We start from the raw sequence: 23960 nt of genomic DNA on the forward strand, positions 1-23960 counted from the left end.
GGCCCCACACGTGTCTGGTTACCGGCGGCGCGGTGCCCCGCGCCGCCACCATATGGAGGAACTACATGCATACGTTGCTCGCCAACGGCGACGAGGGCGTAGGCCAGCTCGCGGGCTCGAACCTGAGCCTCGTCGTGGTGGCCGCCGCGCTCGCGCTGGTCGCGCTCGGAGGGGCCGCCGCGCTCGTCAAGAGCATCCTCGCGGCAGGCACCGGCACCGACAAGATGCGCGAGATCGCCGGAGCCGTCCAGGAAGGCGCCTCCGCCTACCTGCGACGTCAGTTCCGGGCGCTCGGCGTCTTCGTCGTGATCGCGGTGGTCCTGCTCTTCCTGCTGCCGGTCGGAGAGGCCGGGAACGACGTCCGCATCGGACGGAGCCTGTTCTTCATCGTCGGGGCCGGGTTCAGCGCCTTCATCGGCTGGGCCGGCATGAGCCTCGCGACCCGCGCCAACGTGCGCGTGGCGTCCGCGGCCCGCGACGGCGAGCCGATCGGCGCGATGCACCTGGCCTTCCGCACCGGCGGCGTGGTCGGGTTCCTCACGATCGGCCTGGGTCTGCTCGGCGCCGCGATCGTGGTGTTCGTCTACCACGGCGACGCGCCGGTGGTCCTGGAGGGCTTCGGCTTCGGCGCCGCGCTCCTGGCCATGTTCATGCGCGTCGGCGGCGGCATCTTCACCAAGGCCGCCGACGTCGGCGCCGACCTGGTCGGCAAGGTCGAGCAGGGCATCCCCGAGGACGACCCGCGCAACCCGGCGACGATCGCCGACAACGTGGGCGACAACGTCGGCGACTGCGCCGGCATGGCCGCCGACCTGTTCGAGTCGTACGCGGTCGTCCTGGTCGCGAGCCTCATCCTGGGCCGCGCCGCGTTCGGCGAGACCGGCCTGGTCCTGCCGCTGCTGGTCGCCTCGGTCGGCATCGTCTGCGCCATCATCGGCGTGATCATCACGCGCATGCGCGCCTCGGACGCGTCGGGCCTGACCGCGATCAACCGGGCGTTCTACATCTCGGCGGTCATCGGCGCGCTGCTCACCGCGGTCGCCGTCGTCGCGTACGTGCCCTCCACGTGGGAAGCGCTCGGCAGCGGCATCGACGCCGCCGAGATCCCGGTGAACCCGCAGGTGCTCGCCATCGTCGCCGTCGTCATCGGCATCGCGCTCGCCGCGGCGATCATGAGCCTCACCGGCTACTACACCGACACCCGCTACAAGCCGACGCGGGCGGTCTCGGCCTCGACCCGCACCGGCGCGGCCACGAACATCCTGTCCGGTTTCTCGCTGGGCCTGGAGTCGGCCGTCTACACCGCGCTGCTCATCGCCGCCGCGGTCCTGGGCGCCTACCTCCTCGGCGGCGGCGTCATCCTGGTGAGCCTGTTCGCGGTGGCCCTCGCCGGCTGCGGCCTGCTGACCACCGTCGGCGTCATCGTCGCGATGGACACCTTCGGGCCGATCAGCGACAACGCGCAGGGCATCGCGGAGATGTCCGGCGACGTCGAAGGCGACGCCGCGCAGACGCTCACCGACCTGGACGCGGTGGGCAACACCACCAAGGCCATCACCAAGGGCATCGCGATCGCGACCGCGGTCCTGGCCGCCACGGCCCTGTTCGGGTCCTACACCGACGCGGTCCGGACCGAGGGCCTCATCGGCGAGGCGCTCCTGACGGCGCTGAGCATCGCCGACCCGGCCAACATCGTCGGCCTGATCATCGGCGCCAGCGTCGTGTTCCTGTTCTCCGGCCTCGCGATCAACGCCGTCGCCCGCTCCGCGGGCGCGGTCGTCAACGAGGTCCGCGACCAGTTCGCGCGCTTCCCGGGGATCATGGAGGGCACGCAGCGGCCCGAGTACGGCCGCGTGGTCGACATCTGCACCCGCGACGCGCAGCGCGAGCTCATGACGCCGGGCCTGCTGGCCATCACCGCGCCCATCGCCGTCGGCTTCGGCCTCGGCGTCGGGCCGCTGGCCGCGTACCTCGCCGGCGCGATCGCCTGCGGCGTGCTCATGGCGATCCTCCTGGCGAACTCGGGCGGCGCCTGGGACAACGCGAAGAAGGACGTCGAGGACGGCAACCACGGCGGCAAGGGCTCCGAAGCCCACGCCGCGGCCGTGATCGGCGACACCGTCGGCGACCCGTTCAAGGACACCGCCGGTCCCGCCATCAACCCGCTCCTCAAGGTCATGAACCTGGTGAGCCTCATCATCGCCCCGGCCGTGGTCGTCTACACGGTCGAGGATGTCGGCGCGGGCGCCGACGGGCCGGTCCGCTGGATCATCGCCGGGCTGGCCGTGGCGATCCTGGTGGCCGCGATCCTCATCTCCAAGCGCCGGTCCTCGGTGGTGGAGGCGGGGGAACCCCAGAGCCCGGAGCCGCGTGAGTCGGTCGAGGTCGGCTAGCTCCGGGAAGCGGACGACGGCGCGCGAACGCCGTTGAAAGCGGGACGTCTTCCGCGTGTGCCCCGTTCCATCGGAGCGGGGCACACTCATACTCAGGGGACGCACGGCGGAAGCGTGAGCTACCGTAACGAATCGAGCGCATTTTCCGAGTGAATGGTGGGAGCAGTGGCCGATCTCAGACGCCTGGTCATCGTGGAGTCCCCGGCGAAGGCCAAGACGATCGCCTCCTATCTCGGCCCCGGCTACATCGTCGACTCCTCCCTCGGGCACATCCGGGACCTGCCGCGGAACGCGAAGGAGATCCCGGCCAAGTACAAGGACAAGGCCTGGTCGCGCCTGGGCGTGGACGTCGACAACGACTTCACGCCGCTGTACATCGTCAACCCCGACCGCCAAGCGCACGTCAAGAAGCTCAAGGGCTACCTCGCCGAGGTCGACGAGCTCTTCCTCGCCACCGATGAGGACCGCGAGGGGGAGGCCATCGCCTGGCACCTGCTCGAGACCCTGAAACCGAAGGTCCCGGTCAAGCGGATGGTCTTCCACGAGATCACCCCGGCCGCGATCGCCGAGGCCGCCGCGAACCCGCGGGAGCTCAACCAGGACCTCGTGGACGCCCAGGAGGCGCGCCGCATCCTCGACCGCCTCTACGGCTACGAGGTCAGCCCGGTCCTGTGGAAGAAAGTGATGCCGCGGCTGTCGGCCGGGCGCGTCCAGTCCGTGGCGACCCGGATCGTCGTCGAACGCGAGCGGGCCCGCATGGCCTTCCGCGCCGCCGACTACTGGGACGTCACCGCGAACCTCACCACCGACGAGGACCAGCAGTTCAAGGCGACGCTCATCGCCGTCGACGGGGACCGGGTGGCGACCGGCAAGGACTTCGACGCCGCCACCGGCCGCGTCAAGGGCAACGTCGTCCACCTCGACGAGGCCGGCGCGCGCGGCCTGGCCCGCCGCCTCGAAGGCCGCGACTTCACCGTCGTCAAGGTCGAGAAGAAACCGTACCGGCGCAAGCCCTACCCGCCGTTCATCACCTCCACGCTGCAGCAGGAAGCCGGGCGCAAGCTCCGCCTCTCCAGCGCCCAGGTCATGCGGGTCGCCCAGCGGCTCTACGAGAACGGCCACATCACCTATATGCGGACCGACTCGACGAACCTGTCGAACACCGCGATCGACGCCGCCCGCAGCCAGGCCGCCGAGCTGTACGGCGCGCAGTACGTGCCCTCGGAGCCGCGCCGCTACGCCCGCAAGGTGAAGAACGCCCAGGAGGCGCACGAGGCGATCCGGCCCTCCGGCGACCGCTTCAAGACCCCGCAGCAGCTCAAGGGCCAGCTCTCGGCCGAGGAGCACCGGCTGTACGAACTCATCTGGCGGCGCACGCTCGCCTCCCAGATGGTCGACGCCACCGGGAACTCCACGTCGGTGCGCACCCGCGCGACCACCGCCGACGGCGAGCAGGCCGACTTCGGGGCCTCCGGCAAGACCATCACCAACCCGGGCTTCCTGCTCGCCTACGTCGAGTCCATCGAGGACGGCGACGCCGACGACGCCGAGAAGCGCCTCCCCGAGCTGGCCGAACGCCAGCACCTGGCCGAGCGCGGCCTGGAGCCCGCCGGGCACACCACGCAGCCGCCCGCCCGCTACACCGAGGCGAGCCTCGTCAAAGCGCTCGAGGAGCGCGGCATCGGCCGGCCCTCGACGTACGCGTCGATCATGCAGACCATCCAGGACCGCGGGTACGTGTTCAAGAAGGGCCAGGCCCTCGTGCCGTCCTTCCTCGCGTTCGCGGTGATCGGCCTCATGGAGCGGCACTTCCCCCGCCTGGTCGACTACGACTTCACCGCGGGCATGGAGAACGAGCTCGACGAGGTCGCCGCCGGCCAGGAGGGCCGCGCGGAGTTCCTGCGGCTGTTCTACTTCGGCGGCGCCGACAAGGAGGGCACCGTCGCCGCCTCCGGCGGACTGCGGCACCTCGTCGAGGAGGAACTGGGCAAGATCGACGCCCGCGGCGTCAACTCGATCCCGCTGTACACCGACGACCAGCAGCGCCGCGTCGTCGTCCGCGTCGGCCGCTACGGGCCCTACCTCGAACGCACCAGCCCGGCGCAGGCCGAGGCGGGCGAACCGGGCGAGCGCACCTCGATCCCCGAGTCCCTCGCCCCCGACGAGCTGACCCCCGCGAAGGTGGAAGAGCTCTACGAACTCGGCTCCGGCGAAGGCGAACTCGGCACCCACCCCGAGACCGGCGAGCCCGTGTACGGCAAGGTCGGCCGCTACGGCCCCTACGTCACCAGCGGCGAGAAGTCCTCGTCGCTGCTCACCGGCCAGAAGCTCGCCGAGCTGACCCTCGAGGACGCGGTGAAGCTGCTGACGCTGCCGCGCCTGGTCGGCGTGGACGCCGACGGCGAGGAGATCCGCACCGGCCTGGGCCCGCACGGCCCGTACGTGAAGAAGAAGCGCGAGTTCCGGTCGCTCGACAACGAGGAGCAGCTGTTCACGCTCACGTTGGAGGAGGCCGAGAAGCTGCTGGCCCAGCCGAAGTCGCGCGGGCGGCAGCAGCGGTCGCAGACGCTCCTCAAGGAGCTGGGCCCCGACCCGGTGACGGGCAAGGAGGTCTCGCTCAAGGACGGCCGCTTCGGCCCGTATGTGACCGACGGCGAGACCAACGCCTCGATCCGCAAGACCGACTCGATCGAGGACCTCACCATCGACCGCGCCGCCGAGCTCCTCGCCGAACGCCGCGAGAAGGTCGCCTCCGGCGCGGTCCCCGCCAAGAAGACCGCGAAGAAGGCGGCCAAGAAGGCTCCCGCGAAGAAGACCGCGGCGAAGAAGACTGCGGCCAAGAAGACCACCACCGCCAAGAAGGCCGCAGCCAAGAAGGCGGCGAAGAAGACCGGCCGGCCGAAGGGCGCCTAGCCCGCTGCGTCGCACCGCCCGCCACCGCCCCGCGGCGGTGTGCCCGGTCCGGTGGCGCCTCTGACAGCGTCGTCCCGCCCGCCGCGCCGCGACGCCGTATGTCACCCTGGAGTTCAGCCTTCGGTAAACTCCAGGCCGCACGGAGGCAACCCGAGACGCGGGTCGGCGCGTCAAGGCAGTGCGGACGAGGACTCGGCGCCGACGCCGACCGTCTGCTGTGTCTGAAGACGGCCATGCTGCGAAAGCGAGTTCCGAGTACATGCGCATCACTTTTCTGGTCCGTAACATCTGGGGTATCGGCGGCACCATCAAGACCACCTTGAACACCGCCGAAGCCCTGGTGGCGCTGGGCCACGACGTGACCATCGCGTCGTTCGTGCGGCACAAGAAGAAGTCCGACTTCGCCATCGACCCCAGGATCAAGGTCGAGAACCTCTGGGACGTGCGCAGGCCCGCCGACGGCGGGGAGCGGCTGTCCCTCCTGGACCGCGTGCGCGCCAAGCGGCCGTCGTTCCTCGACGCCGACAAGGTGAACAACCAAGGCGAATCCTCGAAGCTCCTCGACCTGCGGGTGCGCAGGTACCTGCGGGAGCTCGACACCGACGTCGCCGTGGGCACCCAGGTCTCCGTGAACCTGTACATGGCGAAGTACGGGCGCCCCGAGCGGTACGCGATGGTCGCCCAAGAGCACCTGTACCTCGACACCTACCGCGCGAACATCCGCAAGCACATCGACGCGCAGTACCGCAAGATGGACGCGATCGTCACCATCACCGAGGCCGACGCCGCCGCCTACCGCGCGGCCTTCCCCGACCTCGTCGAGAAGATCACCTGCATCCCCAACTCCATCCCCGCCAGCGCCGAGGCCCCCGCCGAGCTGACCGAGCCGCTCATCATGACCGCCGGGCGCCTCACCGGCATGAAGGGCTTCGACATCCTCGTCCAGGCCTTCGCGCTGCTCGCCGACGAGTTCCCCGAATGGAAGGTCCGCATCTTCGGGCGGGGCCCCGACAAGAAGAAGCTCCAGGGGCTCATCGCCGAGCACGGCCTCAAAGGCCGCGTCGAGCTGCCCGGCCCGGTCGCGCCGCTCGACGCCGAGTGGCGGAACGCCTCGATCGCCGCGATCCCCTCCCGCTTCGAGCCGTTCGGCCTCGTCATCGTCGAGGCCATGGCCGCAGGCCTCCCGGTGGTGTGCAGCGCCGTCAAGCACGGCCCGATCGAGATCATCGACACCGAGGTCAACGGCCTCCTCGTCGCGCCGAAGAAGCCGAAGGAACTCGCCGACGCGCTCCGCCGCCTCATGTCGGACCCGGCGCTGCGCCGCAAGCTCGCCGACAACGGCATGGTCACCGCCAAGCGCTTCGAGCCCTCCGTGGTCGTCGGCCTCCACGTGCAGCTGTTCGAGAAGCTGCTCAAGGCCCGCGCCTGACCGCTCCCGCGACGCGCGGGCCCGCCCGGCCCGGGCCGACGCCCGGGAACGTAGATTGGTCCGGCAGCCGATCGCCGACCAGCAGGAGACGTACCCGTGTCCCATCCACCGACCATCGCGGCGCTCCTCGCGGGCGGCCGCGGCACCCGCATGGGCGCCGGGCTGCCGAAGCAGCTCCTCGACGTCGCCGGGAAACCGATCCTGCAGCACACCCTCGAGGCCTTCGAGGCCGCCGAAGGCGTCGACCGGATCGTGCTCGTCATGGCCGAGGGTTTCCACGACGCCGCCTGGGCCATTGCGAAAGCCGCGAATATGACAAAACTCTCGGCAGTGATCGACGGCGGCGCGACCCGCGCCGACTCCTCCGTCGCGGCCATCCGCTGGGCGCAGGCGCAACCCGATGTCGGCGACGACGCGAAGCTGCTCCTCCACGATGCCGCCCGCATGCTCGTCACCGGCCGGATCATCGCCGATGTCATTGCCGCCCTCGACGAGTGCGAAGCCGTCACCGCGGCGATCCCCTCCTCCGACACGGTCGTCGAAGTGCGGGACGGACGCATCGTCGACGTCCCCGACCGCTCCCGGCTCGCCCGCGTGCAGACCCCCCAGGGCTTCCGCCTCGGCCTCATCGCCGCCGCCCACGCCGAGACCGCCGATCCCGGCGCCACCCCCACCGACGACTGCTCGGTGGTCCTGCGCCGCCGCCCCGACGTGCCCGTGCGCATCGTGGCCGGCGCCGAGCGCAACCTCAAGGTGACCGAACCGGCGGACCTGGCCCTCGCCGAAGCCCTGCTCCGCAGCTGACGGTCACTGCAGGTCGCTCTCGCGCGACAAGCCGTATCAGCAGCGGTTTCGCATGTGACGCCCGCGTGAACCGCGCGTTGGTCCATGCGTCACGGAACGTTCATCTAGGTAAACTTCACCAAACCATCATCCAAACCGAACGAGGTGGCACTCGACATGTCCACGAACATCGTGATCCTCGCGGCCGGCGTCGGCTCCCGGCTCGGCAAGCCGCACCCGAAGCCGCTGACGCCGCTGAACACCGGCGAGACCATCCTCGGCCGCTCCCTGCGCCTGCTCACCTCCCGGTTCAGCCGCCACTCGATCCACCTCGTGGTCGGCTTCAAGAAAGAGGTGATCATGGAGGAGGTGCCCGACGTCGGCTTCATCTACAACCAGGCCTACGGCGACACCAACACCTCCAAGAGCCTCCTCAAGGCCTTCAACATCCTCGGCCCCGGCGGCGTCCTCTGGCTCAACGGCGACGTCGTGTTCGACCCCCAGGTGCTCGACGTGATCCTGCCGCACATCGCCATGGACCGCTCCTTCGTCTCCGTCAACACCGCGAAGGTCTCCGACGAAGAGGTGAAGTACACCCTCGGCGCCGACGGCTACATCAACAAGCTCTCCAAGCAGGTCACCGAGGGCGCCCTCGGTGAGGCCGTCGGGATCAACTACGTGTCGGCCGACGACCGCGCGATCGTGGCCAAGCGCCTCGCCGAGGTCGACGACCAGGAGTACTTCGAAGGCGGCATCGAGCTGGCCATCGAGAAGGACGGCCTCAAGTTCGAGGCGGTCGACATCTCCCAGCACCAGGTCATCGAAGTCGACTTCGCCGAGGACCTCGACAACGTCAACCGGCACTTCAAATAGGCAGCATCCGCACCGGCGGAGCCGGCGGGTGAGAAGCACGGGCGACACCTCGCGGTACCGCCCAGAACGACTGAGCAGAGGCACGGCGAGTTGAAGCAGCTCCTGAAATCCTGGCCCCTCCGATTGAACCTCCTGTCCGTCCTGGCCGTCGCCGCCGCCGTGGCACTCCAGGACCGCCCCTGGCTGACGGTCGGACTCGCCCTCGCGGTCTTCGGCGTCGGCGCCTGGCGGTATCGCGACGACGTCGCGACCCTCCGCAGCGCCCGTGCGCTCACCGCGTTCGCCCTGCTGGTCACCGTCTGGTACGACGGCGGCCTCGACCGCTGGCCCCTGCTCCTGGCCGGGGCCGGGATGATGCTCTTCATCACCGCCGCCGACCTCGTCGCGCGGGCCCTGAACGTCGGCTACCTCCAGACCTACAACCTCAACATCGTCCGCGGCCGCCGCGAGCGGTGGACCTCCCCGCCGGCGATCGCGCGGATGATGAACGTCCTCTCCGTCCTCTACGCGCTCGCCGCGATGCCCGCCGGACGCTTCGGCTTCGCCACCGACCTGGCGTTCATGGTGATCGCCGGGGCCGCCTTCGGATGGACCAGCCTGGCCGTGCTGCGCAACTACCTGCACCGCCGCACCGTCTCCCACCCGGTCGACATCCAGGTCCTCAGCGCGGTCCGCCGTCTCCAGCCGAAGTTCGTGATTCACTTCGCCGGGACCCGCGAGTCGGAATACCAGCTCACGATGTGGCTCGACTACTTCACGGCCGTCGGCGACCCGTACCTCATCATCATCCGCGACCAGTACCTCGTCGACGGCATCGCCTCGCGCACCGACGCCCCGATCGTGGTCGTGCCCGCCCAGTCGGTCCTCGACACGCTCCTGCCCGAGAGCGTCCGCGCCTGCTACTACGTCAACCACGCCGTCAAGAACGCCCAACTCGTCAAACTCGACAAGTACCTCCACGTGCAGCTCATGCACGGCGACTCCGACAAGGCCATCAGCCGCAGCCCCGTCTCGCTCATGTACGACCGCGTCTTCGTGGCCGGCCAGGCCGGGATCGACCGCTACCACCGCCACGGCGTCGACATCCCGAACTACAAGTTCCGCAAGATCGGCCGCCCGCAATTGCACGACCTCCAGGTCGGCCCCCGCGACAAGCGCGAGGGGGACCGCCGGACCGTCCTCTACACCCCCACCTGGACCGGCCTCACCGCCGACGTCAACTACTCGTCCCTCAAACAGGGCAAGAAGATCGTGCGGGCCCTCCTCAAACGCGACGTCAACATCATCTTCCGCACCCACCCCTACACCCGCACCAACGCCGCGTACCACGCGCTGGCCGAGGACATCAAGGGCATCATCGCCGCCGACGCGGCCGCGAGCGGGCGGGCACACCGATGGGGCGAGCGGGCCGAGAGCGCCATGAGCCTCTCCGACTGCATCAATGCCGCCGACGTCGCGATCTCGGACATCAGCGGCACCGCCTCCGACTGGCTCTACTGCGGCCGCCCGTTCGCGATGACCGACCCCAAGGGCTTCAAAGAGCGCTACCTGGAGGAGTTCCCCTTGGCCAAGGCCGCGTACCTGCTCGATCCGGACGCGGGGAACATCGAACGGGTGCTGGACGAGCTGCTGGAGCGCGACTCCAAGGCCGACCTGCGTGCCGCCACCCGCGAGTACTACCTGGGTGACATCAAGCCGGGAGACCTGGTCGACCTGTTCAAAGCCGAGGTCAAGGCCACGTACGAGCAGCCCGTGCGCAAGATCGCGACCGGCGGGTCGGCGCTGCTCGCGGCCTGAGGCTCAGCGCCACCGCGTCGGCATCGCGAGGCGTTCGGCGGCCCGCGCGGTCGCCGGGTGCGGGGCCACCTGGCCGAGCTTCTCGCGGCGTTCGCAAAGCTCCGCGAGCCGTTCGTAGGCGGCCCGCCCGAGCAGTTCGACCAGCTCGGTCGCGTAGGACCGGTAGACCGGCTCGGCCGCGGTGTGCGCCAGCGGCGAGCCGGTGCACCACCAGTCGAAGTCGTGGCCGCCGGGGCCCCAGGACGGGCGGTCGAACTCGGTGATGAGCGTGACCGAGACTTCGCGGCCGTCGGCGCGGTGGTCGGTCCTGAAGTCCCGCTTCACCGGCAGCTGCCAGCACACCTCGGGCTTGTACGCCATCGGGTGGACGCCGTCGCGCATCGCCTGCTGGTGCAGGACGCATCCGGCGCCGGCGCCGAAGCCCTCGCGGTTGTGGAAGACGCACGCGCCGTCGACGACCGCGGTCTTCTTCGCGGGCTCCTCCTCGCCGTCCTCGTTCTCCAGCGTGTCGTCCACGATGGTCTCGCCCCAGGGCCGGTGCAGCTGCCAGGTCTCGGGGGTCAGCTTCTTGACGATCTTCCTGACCCGCTTGATGTCGTCGGCGTCGGTGTAGAACGCGCCGTGCAGGCAGCAGCCGTCGGCCGGGCGCTCCAGGTCGATGCCCGGGCAGCTCGGCCGCCCGCTCCGGTCGCCGTCCCCGGACCCCCCGGTGAAGATGCAGCCCCAGCGGGAGAGCAGCCAGGTCAGATCGGCCCGCACCATGGTGTCGGGATCGTCGGGATCGAAGAACTCCACCCACTCGCGGTCGAAGTCCAGGCCCACCTCGTCGGTCATCCTGCAACGGTACCCGCGCGCAAGGCCTCCAATCCGCACGCGCGACACGGCGTACCCTGGTGTCGTGACGCACGCGCCGGTTCTGTTGTCGACCACCTCCGTCTATCCCGAGCCGACCGCGGTGGGCTTCGAACTCGCCGCCGAACTCGGTTACGACGGAGTCGAGCTGATGGTCTTCACCGACCGCGTCTCACAGGACCCGGCGGCCGCGGCCAGTCTCGCCAAGCACTACGGCGTCAAGATCGGCGCGGTCCACGCCCCGTGCCTGCTGGTCACGCAGCGGGTGTGGAGCGCCGACCCGTGGACGCGGCTGCGTCGCTCGGTGCAGGCCGCCGAGTACCTGGACTCGCCCACGGTGGTGATCCACCCGCCCTTCTCCTGGCAGCGGGAGTACGCCTCGAAGTTCTCCACCGTCCTCGACGGACTCAAGGCCCGCTACCCGCATGTCACGATCGCGGTCGAGAACATGTTCCCGCTCAAAGTCGGCAAGCGGAACCTCGTGCCCTACCGCCCGCACTGGGACCCGACCCGGCACGGCTACGACTCCTACACCCTCGACCTGTCCCACTGCGCCGCCTCCGGGGCCGACGCGATCGCCATGGCACAGCGCATGGGCAAGGGACTCCGGCACATCCACCTCTGCGACGGCAACGAGCCCGGCTCCGACCAGCACCTCGTTCCCGGGCGCGGCAAGCAGCCGTGCGCCGAACTGCTCGCCTCCCTCGGCAGGACCGACTGGGACGGCTCGATCACCGTCGAGGTCTCTACCCGCAAGTCGGGCAACCGCACCCGCCGCGCGGTCGACCTCGCCGAGTCCCTCAAGTTCGCCCGCGACGGCCTCGCGGCGGGCCGCCGCCCCTGACCGCGCCGCCCGGCCCCATCGGCCGCCGGCGCGCCCCCGACCCGGTATGTGACACCTGCTCGCCGCGGGGAGTTCTCAGTGCGTTCACAAAGTCCCGTCTCTGTATGATCGACGGTGCATAGAGACCGACATCCGGCGAACGTTCGGGGAGAATCACGTGCCAGATCAAGACCGGGAGTTCATTCCTCCGGCGAAGCCCCACATCGGCGAGGCCGAGATCGAAGCGGCCGTCCGGGTGCTGCGCAGCGGCATGGTGGTGCAGGGACCGGAGGTGGCCGCCTTCGAGGACGAGTTCGCCAAGATCGCCGGGACCGGCGAATGCGTCGCGGTGAACTCGGGCACCTCGGCGCTCCAGCTCGCGCTCCTCGCCATGGGCGTGGGCCCCGGCGACGAGGTCATCGTCCCCTCGTTCTCCTTCGCGGCCAGCGCGAACGCGGTCCGCCTCGTGGGCGCCGACCCCGTGTTCGCCGACATCGAGCCCGGCAGCTTCTGCATCGACCCCGAGCACGCCGCCTCGCTGATCGGCCCCAAGACCGTCGCGATCATGCCGGTCCACCTGTACGGCCACCCCGCGGACATGACCCGTCTCACCGCGCTCGCCGAGCGGCACGACCTGCGGATCATCGAGGACGCCTGCCAGGCCCACGGCGCGCAGGTCGACGGCCGTCCCGTCGGCTCCTTCGGCACCGCGGGCACGTTCAGCTTCTATCCGACGAAGAACATGCACGCGCTCGAGGGCGGCATGGTCTCCACCGACGACCCCAAGCTGGCCCGGACCCTGCGGCTGCTGCGCAACCAGGGCATGGAGGCGCGGTACCAGAACGAGATCGTCGGCGCGAACATGCGCATGACGGACGTCTCGGCCGCGATCGGCCGCGTGCAGTTGACGCAGCTGCCCGAGTGGACGGAGCGGCGCATCCGCAACGCCGCCCGTCTGGACGCGGGGCTCGCCGGCGTCGAGGGCGTCGTCGTCCCGCCGGTGTCCCCGGGAGCGCGGCACATCTACCACCAGTACACGGTGCGCGTGCCGCGGGGCCGCGACGCCGCCTTGGAGCAGCTGAAGGCCGCCGGGATCGGCAGCGCCGTCTACTACCCGATCCCGATCCACCGGCTCGCCCCGTACGCTCACCTGGGCGCGGCGCTCCCGGAGACCGACCGGGCCGCGGCCGAGGTGCTCTCGCTCCCCGTCCACCCGTCGCTGAGCGACGACGACCTCGACCGCGTCATCGCAGCGGTCGCCGCTTTGGAGCTGTGATCGGATGACCTCCGCAAACCTGCGCGCCGGCCTGGTCGGCATGGGCGCGATGGGACGCAACCACGCCCGAGTCCTCCATTCCCTTCCCGGCGTCGACCTGGTCGGCGTCGCGGACCCGGTGGCCGATCCGGCCGCCGTCCCGGGCGGGGCCGCGCTGGTGCCGGACGTCGAGGCGCTGATCGCCCTCGGGCTCGACTACGCGGTGGTGGCCTGCCCCACGGCGTACCACGAGCAGGTGGGGCTGGCGCTCGCCGACGCCGGGGTGCACGTGCTCATCGAGAAGCCGCTGGCGCACACCACGAAGGCCGCGAAGGTGCTGGCCGAGGCGTTCGAGTCGCGCGGCCTGGTGGCCGCGGTGGGCCACATCGAGCGGTTCAACCCGGCGGTGATCGGCATGCGCGAGCGGCTGAAGGCCGGCGAGCTGGGGGACATCCTCCAGGTCGTGACGCGCCGACAGGGGCCGTTCCCGGGGCGCATCGCCGATGTCGGGGTGGTCAAGGACCTGGCGACGCACGACATCGACCTCACCGGGTTCGTGACGGGCCAGTCGTACCGGACGGTCACCGCGCACACGGTGTCGCGGTCGGGCCGCGAGCACGAGGACATGCTGGCGTCGGTCGGGCTGCTCTCGGGCGGGGCGATCGCGAACCACTCGGTGAACTGGCTGAGCCCGTTGAAGGAGCGCACGGCCGTGGTCACCGGGGATCGGGGCTGCTTCGTGGCGGACACGCTGACGGCCGATCTGACGTTCTACGCCAACGGGGTCGAGCACACCGAGTGGGAGGCGCTGCAGGCGTTCCGCGGAGTCTCCGAGGGCGACATGGTGCGTTACGCGATCCGCAAGCGCGAGCCGCTGCTGGTCGAGCACGAGCACTTCCGCGACGCGGTGCTGGGCGAGCCGAACGACATCGTGGACCTGCGCCAGGGCGCGACCACGGTGGAGGTGTCGGAGTCGATGCTGCGGTCGGCCGCCACGGGCGAGTCGGTCGTGATCGGCGAGGGCCGGGATTCGAGCGCCTCGGCATGAGCACGGTTCCGGATGTCAGCGTCGTCATCCCGGTCTACAACACCATGCCGTACTTGACGGCGTGCCTCGACTCGCTGGCGGCGCAGACGCTGCGCCCGGACCGGTTCGAGGTCGTGGCCGTCGACGACGGCTCGACCGACGGCAGCGGCGCCGAGCTGGACCGCTTCGCGGCCGAGCACGCGAACGTGACCGTGGTCCACCAGGCGAACTCGGGCGGTCCGGCCGGGCCGTGCAACGCGGCGCTGGAGCTGGTGCGGGGTCGTTACGTGCTCTTCCTCGGATCGGACGACTACCTCGGGACCGAGGCGCTGGAGCGGATGACCGCCGCGGCCGACGAGTGGGGCTCGGAGGTGCTGCTGTGCAAGATGGTCGGCGTGGGCGGCCGCAAGGCGCCCCCGGTGTTCGAGCGCACGATCCCCGACGTGGACTACCCCAACAACGACCTGGCGTGGGCGCTGTCGAACACGAAGCTGTTCTCGCGCGAGCTGATCGAGCGCGAGGGCCTGCGCTTCCCCGAGGGCATGCAAGTGCTCTCCGACGGCCCGTTCACCTTGCGGGCCATGGCGAAGGCCCGGAGGGTCTCGGTCGAGGCCGACTACGACCACTACTACGCGGTCAAGCGTGAGCAGGGCGAGAACCTGACCTACGCGACCGCGCCCTTCGGTTGGATCGACGCCGCCGAGCGGCTGATCGCCCTCACCGTGGAGCTGTTCCCGCCCGGCGAGGGCCGGGACGACCTGATCTACCGGGTGTTCTCGCGTGAGATCCACAAGTGCCTGCAGCCGCATTTCCTCGGTGTCGAGCCGGCCGATCGCCGCGAGTACTGGGAGGCGGTCGCGGACTTCTGCGACGAGCACCTGACCGAGCAGGTGCGCCGACGCCTCCCCACCGAGAAGCGCGTCCGCGTCTCGCTCGCGCACGCCCGCGACTGGGACCTGCTCGAGGAGTCCCTGCGCGCGGACTCGCCGACGTTCCTGGTCGAGGACGGCCGCGTGTTCGTGCGCTACCCCGGCTTCCGCGACGGACGACCCGACGAGTGGTACCTGGCCGACGCCGAGCGGGTGACGGGGCGCCTCGCGAAGGGGATCGTGCCGGTGGATCTGGCGTGGGCGGGGGACCGCAAGAGCGGTCACTTCCTCGAGTACTGGTTCCGCCTCCCGGTGGCCGGGCTGGAGCCCGACCAGGTGAGCGTCGGGGTGAAGCGGCTCGGCCAGGGCGAGCCGGCCGCTCCGCGCCACTCGCTCCCGGTCGAGGAGCGCACTCCTCTCGACGATGTGGCCGAGATCGAGCTGCGTCCTGACGGGGACACCGTGATCGTCGCGGCGCGGCTGTCGCTCGAGGCGCTCGCCGGTGGCCCGGGCCGCTGGTCGCTGCGCACGCAGCTGACGATGGGGGCGTTCGTCTACGATCTGCCTCTCAAGACCGTCCGCGGGCCGGTCCAGCGCCATGGCCGCCCGCTCGGGATGTCCGTCGACTGGGGGGCCCGGCGCAGCGTCGTGATGCACTCGGTCGGTCGGCCCTCCTTGAAACGCCGCGTGGCGAGCCTCGTCGGCCTGAATACGAGCAGGAAGTGAACATGAGAGTCTGTGTCGTCGCATTGGGCAAGATCGGACTGCCGCTGGCAGTCCAGTTCGCCGCCAAGGGCCACGAGGTCATCGGCGCCGACGTCAACCCGAAGGTCGTCCAGGCCGTCAACGACGGGATCGAGCCGTTCCCGGGCGAGCACCTGCTGGCCGAGAAGCTCAAGGAGACCGTCACCGCCGGGACGTTGCGGGCCACCACCGACACCGCGGCCGCCGTCGCGGCGTCCGAGGCCGTGGTCATCGTCGTGCCGCTGTTCGTGGACGCCGAGGGCGTGCCGGACTTCGGCTGGATGGACGCCGCCACCCAGGCCGTCGCGAAGGGCCTCAAGCCGGGCACGCTCGTCTCGTACGAGACGACGCTGCCGGTGGGCACGACGCGCGAGCGCTGGGCCCCCATGCTCGAGGCGGGCTCGGGCCTGAAGGCGGGCGAGGACTTCCACCTGGTGTTCAGCCCCGAGCGGGTGCTGACCGGGCGGGTGTTCGCGGACCTGCGCCGCTACCCGAAGCTCGTGGGCGGCATCGACGCGGGCTCGGCCGAGGCGGGCGTGCGCTTCTACGAGGCGGTGCTCGACTTCGACGAGCGCGACGACCTGCCGCGCCCCAACGGGGTGTGGGACCTGGGCTCCGCGGAGGCCTCGGAGATGGCCAAGCTCGCGGAGACGACCTACCGGGACGTCAACATCGGTCTGGCGAACCAGTTCGCGCGCTTCGCGGACAAGCGGGGCCTGGACGTCATGAAGGTCATCGAGGCCTGCAACTCGCAGCCGTACAGCCACATTCACCGGCCCGGCATCGCCGTCGGCGGCCACTGCATCCCGATCTACCCGCAGATGTACCTGTGGAACGACCCGGACGCCACGGTCGTGCGCGCCGCCCGCCAGGCGAACGCCGCGATGCCCTCCTATGCGGCCGACGTGCTCGCCGCCGCTTACGGCGACCTCGCGGGCGCCGCGGTGCTGGTGCTCGGCGCGGCCTACCGCGGCGGCGTCAAGGAGACCGCGTTCTCCGGTGTCTTCCCGCTGGTGGAGGACCTGAAGGCGAAGGGCGCCACGGTCTTCGTGAGCGACCCGATGTACACCGAGGCCGAACTGGAGGCCGAGGGCCTCGTCCCGCACCGGGGTGAGGCCGTCACCGCCGCCGTGGTGCAGGCCGACCACGCCGAATACCGTTCGCTGTCGGCCGCGGACCTCCCCGAGGTGCGGGTCCTCCTGGACGGGCGCCGCGTGACGGACCCGGCCGCGTGGGCGGGGCGCCGCCACATCGTCCTCGGCGGCGGGTCGGCATGAGCTGGCTGGTCACCGGGGGCGCCGGCTACATCGGCTCCCACGTGGTGCGGGCGATGACCGCCGCCGGTGAGCGGGTCGTCGTCTTCGACGACCTCAGTTCGGGCAGCAGCGCCCGCGTCCCGGCCGGCGTGCCGCTCGAGCAGGGCAGCGTCCTCGACCGGGAGCGCCTGGAGCAGGTGCTGCGCGAGCACGAGATCGCGGGCGTCGTCCACATCGCCGCCCGCAAACAGGTGGGCGAGTCGGTCGAGCGCCCGTTGGAGTACTACCGGGAGAACATCGAGGGCCTGCGCACGGTCTTGGAGGCCTCCGTGGCCGCCGGGGTCCGCGGCTTCCTGTTCTCGTCCTCGGCGGCGGTCTACGGGATGCCGGACGTCGACCTGGTCACCGAGGAGACGCCCTGCGCGCCGATGAGCCCGTACGGCGAGACCAAACTGGCCGGGGAGTGGCTGGTGCAGGCCGCGGGCCGGGCCCACGGCATGGCCACCGCCTGCCTGCGGTATTTCAACGTGGCCGGCGCGGCGGTGCCGGAGCTCGCCGACGAGGGCGTGTTCAACCTGATCCCGATGGTCTTCGACCGGATCACCAGGGGCGAGGCGCCGCTCGTCTTCGGCGACGACTACCCGACCGCCGACGGCACCTGCGAGCGCGATTACGTGCACGTCGAGGACGTCGCCTCCGCGCACCTGGCGGCGGCCCGCCGCCTCGCGGCCGACCCCGAGACCCGCCTGGTGCTCAACATCGGCCGCGGCGAGGGCGCCTCGGTGGCCCAGATGGCCGCGATGATCCTCGACATCACGGGCCGCGGTGACCTCCGGCCGGAGGTCACCGCGCGTCGCGCGGGCGACCCGGCGCGGGTCGTCGCCTCCGCGGACCTGGCTCGCAAGGAACTCGACTGGGCGGCGCGGTACGGCGTGCGCGAGATGGTCCGGTCCGCTTGGGAAGGCTGGCGCCTGCGGCACCCGGAGGCCGAGCGCCGGTAGCGGCACGCGTCAGCGGCGGTGAACGGCGGCGCCGCCCCGGCCGATCGGCCGGGGCGGCGCCTTGTTCGCGTCTACCGCTGCTCGCCGAGGAACAGCCGGTCGAAGTCCGCGCTGACCACCGACCAGTCCCACGTGGACTGCGCGTATTTGGCGGCGAGGCGGGAGTGGTCGAGCCAGCTCTCCTCGGAGACGTTCACCTGGAGCACGCGCTGCGCCGCCGCCTCGGGCGTGTCGAGGACCCAGCCTTCGGGGTAGAGCGTGCGGGCGCTGTGGGCCTTGCCCGCGTAGAACGGCCAGTCGCGCACCACCGGGACCGCGCCGCTCGCCGCGCCCTCCATCAGGCCCACGTGGCAGCCCTCGCGCACCGAGGTGCTGAGGATGAAGCCGATGTCGGTGAGCTTGCCGGCGACGTCGTCGGTCGGTCCGAGCCGCAGCACGGCCCCGGCCTCGACGAGCGGTTCCAGCTCCTCCTCGAACTGCTTGGAGTACTTCTTGGAGGCCCGGCTGGCGCGCGGGTTCATGTCGCCGCCCACCAGCAGGAGCCGGTAGCGGTCGTCCCGCTCGCGGAGCCGGCGCAGGACCTCGAGCGCCCACAGCGGGTCCTTGGCGACCTGGCCGATGCCGACGAGGCCGAGGTTGAAGCGGGCGTCCGGGGTCTTCTCGCGGGCGAAGCCGCCGAGGTCCATGGCGTTGTGCAGGACGTGCATGCGCGGCGCGTGCGGGCCGCGCAGCTGCGGCACCAGCGAGGTGGTGAGGTCCTGCACGTGGTCGGCGACGAAGACGAGGTCGTCGACGCGGGAGAAGTCGACCATGTGCGGGAAGCGGGTGAACGCCTCGTAGCTGTGGAGCCTGATGATGATGCGCGTGTCGCCGGGGTCGAGGTTCGTCAGCGCGGTGGCGGGGGCGGCGCACCAGTCGAGGAACACGGTGTCGGCCCAGTCCAGGTGCGGCCGCATGAGCTGCTCGAGCTGGGCGGCGTACGCGTCGTCGCCGCCCATCCGCTCCTGCATGACCCGCTGGTCCGACCGGGAGACCTTCTTGAGCACTTCCTCGGAGGCGACGTCCAGGTAGCGCACTTCGACGTCGGGGTGCGCGTCGTAGCGGTGGATGATGTGGCGCAGGAAGTTGGCGTTCTCGTTGGTGGTCAGCAGCAGCCGCAGCGGGCGGTCGGCCGGCGGCGGCGCGGCCGGGCGCAGCCGCCCGCGCGGCGTCATGACCGTCTGCATCGCGCGGGAGGAGTGGATCCGCTTGACGAAGCGGCCGGGGTCGGCGGTCAGCGGGGAGGTGAGCCCGTCGATGTGGGCGACGCGGTGGAAGGTCAGGAGCAGGGCATTCCGCAGGTTGCGAGCGGCCTCTTCGTACCGACCTTCGGACTGGCGCAGGTCGGCGAGGTCGAGGAGCGCCTGCACGGCCGTGTCGAGGTGCGGCGGGACGATGCCGCGCTGGTAGTCCTGGTTCACCGCCGTCTCGAGCAGTTCGGCCTTGAGTGCGGGGTCGCTGACCTTGGAGGCGGTCAGCACGAGCGTGTACGTCGCGCCGCCGCGTCGGCCCGCCCAGTTCAAGGCCTCGGCGACCCGGCGTCCGATGGGGACGCGCAGGCCGGTCGGCACGCCCGGGACTCGCAGCGGGAGGCGCCACAGGCGCTCGCCGAGGGACCGGCGCATGATGGGCCGGGCGGTGACGAGGCGCGCGGTGGCGTCGGGCAGCCGCCGCACGGCCCGGGCGCCGTCGCGCGCGACGAGGGACAGCGGCGGCCGGAAGGACCCGGACGGCGCGACCCCGGTCCGCTTGAGCTCGCGCACCGCGTTGACGGCGGGGGCGAAGCCGTAGACGGCCTTGGCGGTGCGGTTGCGCTGGGCGAGCTGCCAGACGGTGTACACGGCCTGCTCGTCGAGGGCGACGAGCACGCCGGCCTTGCGGGCGCGCTCGCGCAGCCAGGAGTCGGAGCGGACGCGCAGCCAGACCTGTTCGCCGCGCGGGAGCTGGACCGCCCGCCGCACCTTGGCCTGGACCAGGTCGTGGGTCTCGGCGAAGTCGAGCTCGTCCCGGTGCTCGCGGGCCGCGCGCGAGGGGATCAGCCCGCCGAAGACGACGCGGGCGCCTTCGGCGTTGAGCTTGTCCAGGGTGTCGGCGACCACGCTCATCGGCGGGGTCTTGCTGCAGACGAAGAGAACGTCGATCACCGGGTGCGGCCCTTCTCGAGTTGCAGGTCGGCGGCCAGGCGCTGCACGGCCGCCGCCATGATGGTCTCGCGCCGGAACCGCTCGGCGTGCGCCAGCGCCGCGGCGCGCTGGTCGTCGGTGGCCTCCACCGCCAGGTGGGCGGCCTGCACGAACGCTTCGGCGATCGCCTCCCGGTCGACGCCGCGCGAACCCGTCCACAGCGGGTGTCCTTTCAGGACGTTCACCGACTCGTGGTCGGCGGCGTGGGCCGACACGATCGGCAGCCCCGCGGCCATGTACTCGTAGACCTTCCCGGAGGTCATGTAGCGGCCGCCGATGAGGATGTACACGAGCGCGTCCCACCAGGCGTAGGTGTCGGCGACGTCCGCTTTGAGCACGGGCCCGCCGTAGCTGACGCCGTCCGCCTCAGCGGCCCACAGCAGTTCGACGTGGCCTCCGGTGCCGCGGCGGGCGCCGCTGCCGATGTGGCCGCGGAACTCGAAGCGGGCGTTCGCGAGCAGCGGTTCGCGCTGGCGGGCGTCGCGCCAGGCGTCGAGGACGGTCTGCAGCAGCCCCCCGGGGAAGGTGGCGGTGCCGAGGTACCCGAACACCAGGCCCGACTCGGGGTCGGGGGCGCGCCTGCTCTGGGGGGCGCTGTCGGCGTCGTAGCCGTTGCGCACCACGTGCACGCGGTGCGCGAACTCGGGGTAGCGGGCGCGGTAGTGCTCGGCGATCGGGTCGTTGACGACCCACAGGCTGATCGCGGAGCCGAGGATGCGCTCCTCCCAGCGGCCTTCCTCGGTGTCGCGGCCGAACGCCTCGGCGGCGCCGAGCACGTCGATCGACCAGCCGTCCCTGAAATCGACGGCGTAGGGGACCCGGGCCTCTTCCCAAAGCCTCCAGGCCGCGGCGAGGCTGGTGTACGGCACGCAGCTGGTCAGCAGCAGGTCGGCCGGCTTCGACTGGTGCACGCGCAGCACGGCCTCCTCGAGCGCGCCCCGCCAGCCGCCGAAGGTCGGCTCGGGGAAGGCCTCCAGGTTGCGTTCGCGCAGCGAGCGGATCCAGGCGGCCGGGTCGGCGGCGCGCCGCTCGCTGAAGCGTCGGATGTCCGTCTCCAGGTCCGCGCGCCGCAGTGGGAGCTTGACGACCTCGACGCGCGGATCGACCTGCTCGGACAGGGTGTGGTCCACCCCCGAGTCCAGTTCCCACGACTCGTCCTCGATCGTGACGACCGTGACGTCCCAGCCTTGGGCCGCGAACTGGTTGGCGGTCTCGCGCATCCGGTACGCGCAGCTCTTCGCGGCCGGGGGAAACCCGACGGCGACGTAGATGAGATGAGGGCGCTGCTGGCCTTCCCCCGTTTCGGGCGCTCGATCGGTTCGAGCGGCTCCGGAGGTTGAGAACGCTGACATGATTATGGACGTTATCACGGGCGGCAGCGGCTCTGAACTGCCTAGATCCGGGCTGTGAGCCGTTCGGCCCCCTGTCGGCGGCGCCCCGCGCGAGCGCCTGCTAGGCGGCGGTCGCCTCGGTCTCGTGCAGCGTTCCGTCGCGCTCCTCGAACAGGGCCTCGGTGTCCGGGCAGCGCCAGCGGCCGTTCGCTTCGGCTTCGAGCCGCCGCCCGGTGCGCCCGACCCAGCCGACGCGCTTCGCGGGCACGCCCATGACGAGGGCGTAGTCGGGCACGTCCTTGGTGACGACCGCGCCCGCCGCGACCATGGCCCACCGGCCGATGCGGACGGGCGCGACGCAGACGGCGCGCGCGCCGATCGAGGCGCCCTCGGCGACGTCGACGCCGACGGGCTCCCAGTCGGCGGCGCTCTTGAGCGATCCGTCGGCGGCGACCGCGCGCGGGTTGTGGTCGTTCGTGAACACCACCGCCGGTCCGACGAAGACGCCGTCGGCGAGCCGCGCGGGCTCGTACACGAGCGCATAGTTCTGGATCTTGACGTTGTCGCCGATCTGGACGCCGGTGCCGATGTAGGCGCCGCGGCCGACCACGCAGCGCTCGCCGAGCGCGGCGTGCTCGCGGATCTGGGCGAGCTCCCACACGGAGCTGCCGTCGCCGACCTGCGCCGTCTCGTGGACTTGAGCGGTTTCCTGGACTCGGTAAGCCATGTGCTGCCTTCAACTGGGTCGGGTTGCGATGCGGAGGGCCGGTCGGAGGGGCCGGTCCGTCAGCCGATGCCGGACACGCAGCGGTAGACGTCGGACAGGATCTCGGCCTGCCGCTCCCACGTCCACTCGTCGAGCCGGACCCGGCCGTCGCCGTACGCGCGGCGGTAGCGGTCGGGGTCGGCGAGCACCGCCTTGGCGGCGCGCACGAAGTCCTCGGTGTCCTCGGCGCGGAAGACCTCGCCCTGGCCGGTCGCGCGGACGGTCGCCGACATGGCCTTGACGTCGCTGACGAGGATCGGCAGCCGCGCGTGCGAGTACTCGAAGAACTTGGTGATGAGCGCGATCTCGTGGTTGGGCCAGTGGTGGATCGGAATGACGCCCAGGTCCGCGTCGGAGAGGTGCTCGACCACCCGGAAGTACTCCACATAGGGCGTGAAGTGCATCCGGTCGAGGACGCCGAGCTCCTCGCCGAGGGCCTGCAGCGCCTTCGCGTTCGGCCCGTTGGGCTTCGACACGACGAACGCCGCGTGGACCTCCGGCATCGAGGGCAGCGCCCTGACCATGATGTCGAGGCCCCGCTGGAGGCTGTCGCTGCCGCTGTAGACCATGAGCGGCACGTCGGGACCGAGCCCGCAGCGCTCGCGCAGGCTCGGGACGCCCGCGAGGGTCCCGTCCTCCTCGGCCAGGGGCGCCCACAGGCGGCGGCCGGACTTGCGGTCGTACAGCTCGAGTTCCTGGTCGGGGTCGAGCGCGGCGCCGTCGACGCCGGTGGGCGCGTTGAGGACGACGGCGGGCGGCTCGGCGAGGCCGAAGTCGCGCTGGAGCAGTTCGCCGAGCGCGGCCGAGACGGTGGTGACGGCGTCGGCGTAGGGCGCGAACTCGCGCTCGTGGGCGAGCTGCGACACGTACCAGCGCGGGTGGCTGCGCCAGGGCCGGATGCCGGGCAGGTACTCGTGCGCGTCCCACACGAGTTTCACGTCGCGCCCGCGGGCCCGGCCCCGGAGCTTGGCCCGCGCGGCGACGCCGAGCACGGGGAAGTCGTTGGCGTGGATGATGTCGGGGTCGATCTCGTCGATGGCCTTGCCGAAGGCGAGTTCGTAGCGCCACAGGTCGGGGTCGAGCCGGCGCCAGGCCCGGTCGCCCATCAGCTTGGCCCAGAACGCCGTGGTGAAGCGGTCGAGCGGGGCGTCCATCTCGGTGCGCTTGCGCGCCAGCGCTTCGCTGCGGCGCACCCGCATCCGGGTCCATTTGGTGCGGACCTTGAACCCGGTGCGCTTGGCCTGGAGCGCGGCCCACTTGGCGGTGCGCGGGACGAGCGGGCGCTCGCGGTCGACCACGGCGTACGCGGCCTTGGCCGCGATGACCTCGGCCCGCCGGGCGCGCAGGTCCTGGCGCTTCCACTCGGCCTTGGGGCCGGGCGGATAGGCGAGGGGGTCGCGCAGCCAGGCGGGGCGGAACTCGTGCGGCCGCTGCTGGATGCCCACGGGGAGAGGGATCAGCTGGACCCGCGCCTTGCCGAGGGTGCCCTCGTAGCGGCGGCGGTCGGGGGAGATGCCGATGAGGGTCACGTCCCAGCCCAGCTCGGCGATGGAGCGCGCCTCTTTCTGGACCCTGGAATCGACGCGGACCGTGTTCGGCACCAACATGACCACACGAGAGCGCGAT

General features: G+C 71.2%; 17 protein-coding genes. 12 read left to right on the plus strand and 5 right to left on the minus strand.

Annotated elements, in window-relative coordinates; all coding sequences use genetic code 11:
- Window positions 1-65 precede the first annotated feature (65 nt).
- The 6 genes from K3N28_RS06730 (at window position 66) to K3N28_RS06755 (ending at window position 10188) form a co-directional block, all read left to right on the plus strand.
- A complete protein-coding gene (locus tag K3N28_RS06730) occupies window positions 66-2393 on the plus strand; it encodes a sodium-translocating pyrophosphatase (protein ID WP_228091719.1) in 2328 nt (775 codons plus the stop codon).
- 153 nt (window positions 2394-2546) lie between these two features.
- Window positions 2547-5306 carry a type I DNA topoisomerase gene (topA, locus tag K3N28_RS06735; RefSeq protein WP_374209705.1) on the plus strand — a complete coding sequence of 920 codons (2760 nt, stop codon included), beginning with the start codon at window positions 2547-2549 and terminating at the stop codon, window positions 5304-5306.
- A 259-nt stretch (window positions 5307-5565) separates the two neighbouring features.
- Window positions 5566-6735, plus strand: a complete 1170-nt coding sequence (locus tag K3N28_RS06740) for a glycosyltransferase family 4 protein (protein ID WP_228091721.1) — start codon at window positions 5566-5568, stop codon at window positions 6733-6735.
- A gap of 96 nt (window positions 6736-6831) precedes the next feature.
- Complete coding sequence (gene ispD, locus K3N28_RS06745) at window positions 6832-7539, plus strand: 2-C-methyl-D-erythritol 4-phosphate cytidylyltransferase (RefSeq protein WP_228091722.1); 708 nt, start codon at window positions 6832-6834, stop codon at window positions 7537-7539.
- A gap of 156 nt (window positions 7540-7695) precedes the next feature.
- Window positions 7696-8391 carry an NTP transferase domain-containing protein gene (locus tag K3N28_RS06750; protein WP_228091723.1) on the plus strand — a complete coding sequence of 232 codons (696 nt, stop codon included), beginning with the start codon at window positions 7696-7698 and terminating at the stop codon, window positions 8389-8391.
- 90 nt (window positions 8392-8481) lie between these two features.
- Complete coding sequence (locus K3N28_RS06755; protein ID WP_228091724.1) at window positions 8482-10188, plus strand: CDP-glycerol glycerophosphotransferase family protein; 1707 nt, start codon at window positions 8482-8484, stop codon at window positions 10186-10188.
- A 3-nt stretch (window positions 10189-10191) separates the two neighbouring features.
- Here K3N28_RS06755 and K3N28_RS06760 read toward each other — a convergent pair whose 3' ends face one another.
- Window positions 10192-11022 (minus strand): hypothetical protein, encoded by an 831-nt coding sequence (locus tag K3N28_RS06760; protein ID WP_228091725.1) that lies wholly within the window; start codon window positions 11020-11022, stop codon window positions 10192-10194.
- Window positions 11023-11086: 64 nt separating this feature from the next.
- Between K3N28_RS06760 and K3N28_RS06765 the strand changes: the two genes are divergently transcribed.
- The 6 genes from K3N28_RS06765 (at window position 11087) to galE (ending at window position 18015) form a co-directional block, all read left to right on the plus strand.
- On the plus strand, window positions 11087-11884 hold the full coding sequence (locus K3N28_RS06765; protein ID WP_228091726.1) for a sugar phosphate isomerase/epimerase: 798 nt from the start codon (window positions 11087-11089) through the stop codon (window positions 11882-11884).
- Between the two features lie 157 nt (window positions 11885-12041).
- Window positions 12042-13139, plus strand: coding sequence for a DegT/DnrJ/EryC1/StrS aminotransferase family protein (locus tag K3N28_RS06770; protein WP_228091727.1), 1098 nt, complete (start codon window positions 12042-12044; stop codon window positions 13137-13139).
- 4 nt (window positions 13140-13143) lie between these two features.
- Window positions 13144-14166: a Gfo/Idh/MocA family protein gene (locus K3N28_RS06775; protein WP_228091728.1), complete on the plus strand. Its 1023-nt coding sequence runs from the start codon at window positions 13144-13146 to the stop codon at window positions 14164-14166.
- Window positions 14163-15740, plus strand: coding sequence for a glycosyltransferase family A protein (locus K3N28_RS06780; RefSeq protein ID WP_228091729.1), 1578 nt, complete (start codon window positions 14163-14165; stop codon window positions 15738-15740). The genes K3N28_RS06775 and K3N28_RS06780 overlap by 4 nt, the downstream gene beginning before the upstream one ends.
- A gap of 2 nt (window positions 15741-15742) precedes the next feature.
- Window positions 15743-17035, plus strand: coding sequence for a nucleotide sugar dehydrogenase (locus K3N28_RS06785; RefSeq protein ID WP_228091730.1), 1293 nt, complete (start codon window positions 15743-15745; stop codon window positions 17033-17035).
- Window positions 17032-18015, plus strand: coding sequence for a UDP-glucose 4-epimerase GalE (gene galE, locus K3N28_RS06790; RefSeq protein WP_228091731.1), 984 nt, complete (start codon window positions 17032-17034; stop codon window positions 18013-18015). Before K3N28_RS06785 ends, galE begins: the two co-directional genes overlap by 4 nt.
- 71 nt (window positions 18016-18086) lie before the next feature.
- Here galE and K3N28_RS06795 read toward each other — a convergent pair whose 3' ends face one another.
- From K3N28_RS06795 to K3N28_RS06810, 4 genes are all read right to left on the minus strand, one after another.
- Window positions 18087-20198 carry a hypothetical protein gene (locus K3N28_RS06795; protein WP_228091732.1) on the minus strand — a complete coding sequence of 704 codons (2112 nt, stop codon included), beginning with the start codon at window positions 20196-20198 and terminating at the stop codon, window positions 18087-18089.
- A complete protein-coding gene (locus tag K3N28_RS06800) occupies window positions 20195-21457 on the minus strand; it encodes a glycosyltransferase (RefSeq protein ID WP_374209712.1) in 1263 nt (420 codons plus the stop codon). The genes K3N28_RS06795 and K3N28_RS06800 overlap by 4 nt, the downstream gene beginning before the upstream one ends.
- 232 nt (window positions 21458-21689) lie before the next feature.
- Entirely contained in the window at window positions 21690-22295 is a 606-nt protein-coding gene (locus tag K3N28_RS06805; protein ID WP_228091734.1) for an acyltransferase, read from the minus strand.
- Between the two features lie 59 nt (window positions 22296-22354).
- Entirely contained in the window at window positions 22355-23941 is a 1587-nt protein-coding gene (locus tag K3N28_RS06810) for a glycosyltransferase family 4 protein (RefSeq protein ID WP_228091735.1), read from the minus strand.
- Window positions 23942-23960: the final 19 nt, after the last annotated feature.

It is taken from the genome of Glycomyces sp. TRM65418, assembly GCF_019710475.1.
Lineage (GTDB): Bacteria > Actinomycetota > Actinomycetes > Mycobacteriales > Micromonosporaceae > Glycomyces.

What these genes read in the sequence shown, in the direction of transcription:
- K3N28_RS06730 (WP_228091719.1), top strand. Translation starts at nt 66, where the DNA reads ATGCATACGTTGCTCGCCAACGGCGACGAGGGCGTAGGCCAGCTCGCG.
- topA (WP_374209705.1), top strand. Translation starts at nt 2,547, where the DNA reads ATGGTGGGAGCAGTGGCCGATCTCAGACGCCTGGTCATCGTGGAGTCC.
- K3N28_RS06740 (WP_228091721.1), top strand. Translation starts at nt 5,566, where the DNA reads ATGCGCATCACTTTTCTGGTCCGTAACATCTGGGGTATCGGCGGCACC.
- K3N28_RS06750 (WP_228091723.1), top strand. Translation starts at nt 7,696, where the DNA reads ATGTCCACGAACATCGTGATCCTCGCGGCCGGCGTCGGCTCCCGGCTC.
- K3N28_RS06760 (WP_228091725.1), bottom strand. Translation starts at nt 11,022, where the DNA reads ATGACCGACGAGGTGGGCCTGGACTTCGACCGCGAGTGGGTGGAGTTC.
- K3N28_RS06775 (WP_228091728.1), top strand. Translation starts at nt 13,144, where the DNA reads ATGACCTCCGCAAACCTGCGCGCCGGCCTGGTCGGCATGGGCGCGATG.
- K3N28_RS06780 (WP_228091729.1), top strand. Translation starts at nt 14,163, where the DNA reads ATGAGCACGGTTCCGGATGTCAGCGTCGTCATCCCGGTCTACAACACC.
- K3N28_RS06785 (WP_228091730.1), top strand. Translation starts at nt 15,743, where the DNA reads ATGAGAGTCTGTGTCGTCGCATTGGGCAAGATCGGACTGCCGCTGGCA.
- galE (WP_228091731.1), top strand. Translation starts at nt 17,032, where the DNA reads ATGAGCTGGCTGGTCACCGGGGGCGCCGGCTACATCGGCTCCCACGTG.
- K3N28_RS06800 (WP_374209712.1), bottom strand. Translation starts at nt 21,457, where the DNA reads ATGCGCGAGACCGCCAACCAGTTCGCGGCCCAAGGCTGGGACGTCACG.
- K3N28_RS06805 (WP_228091734.1), bottom strand. Translation starts at nt 22,295, where the DNA reads ATGGCTTACCGAGTCCAGGAAACCGCTCAAGTCCACGAGACGGCGCAG.
- K3N28_RS06810 (WP_228091735.1), bottom strand. Translation starts at nt 23,941, where the DNA reads ATGTTGGTGCCGAACACGGTCCGCGTCGATTCCAGGGTCCAGAAAGAG.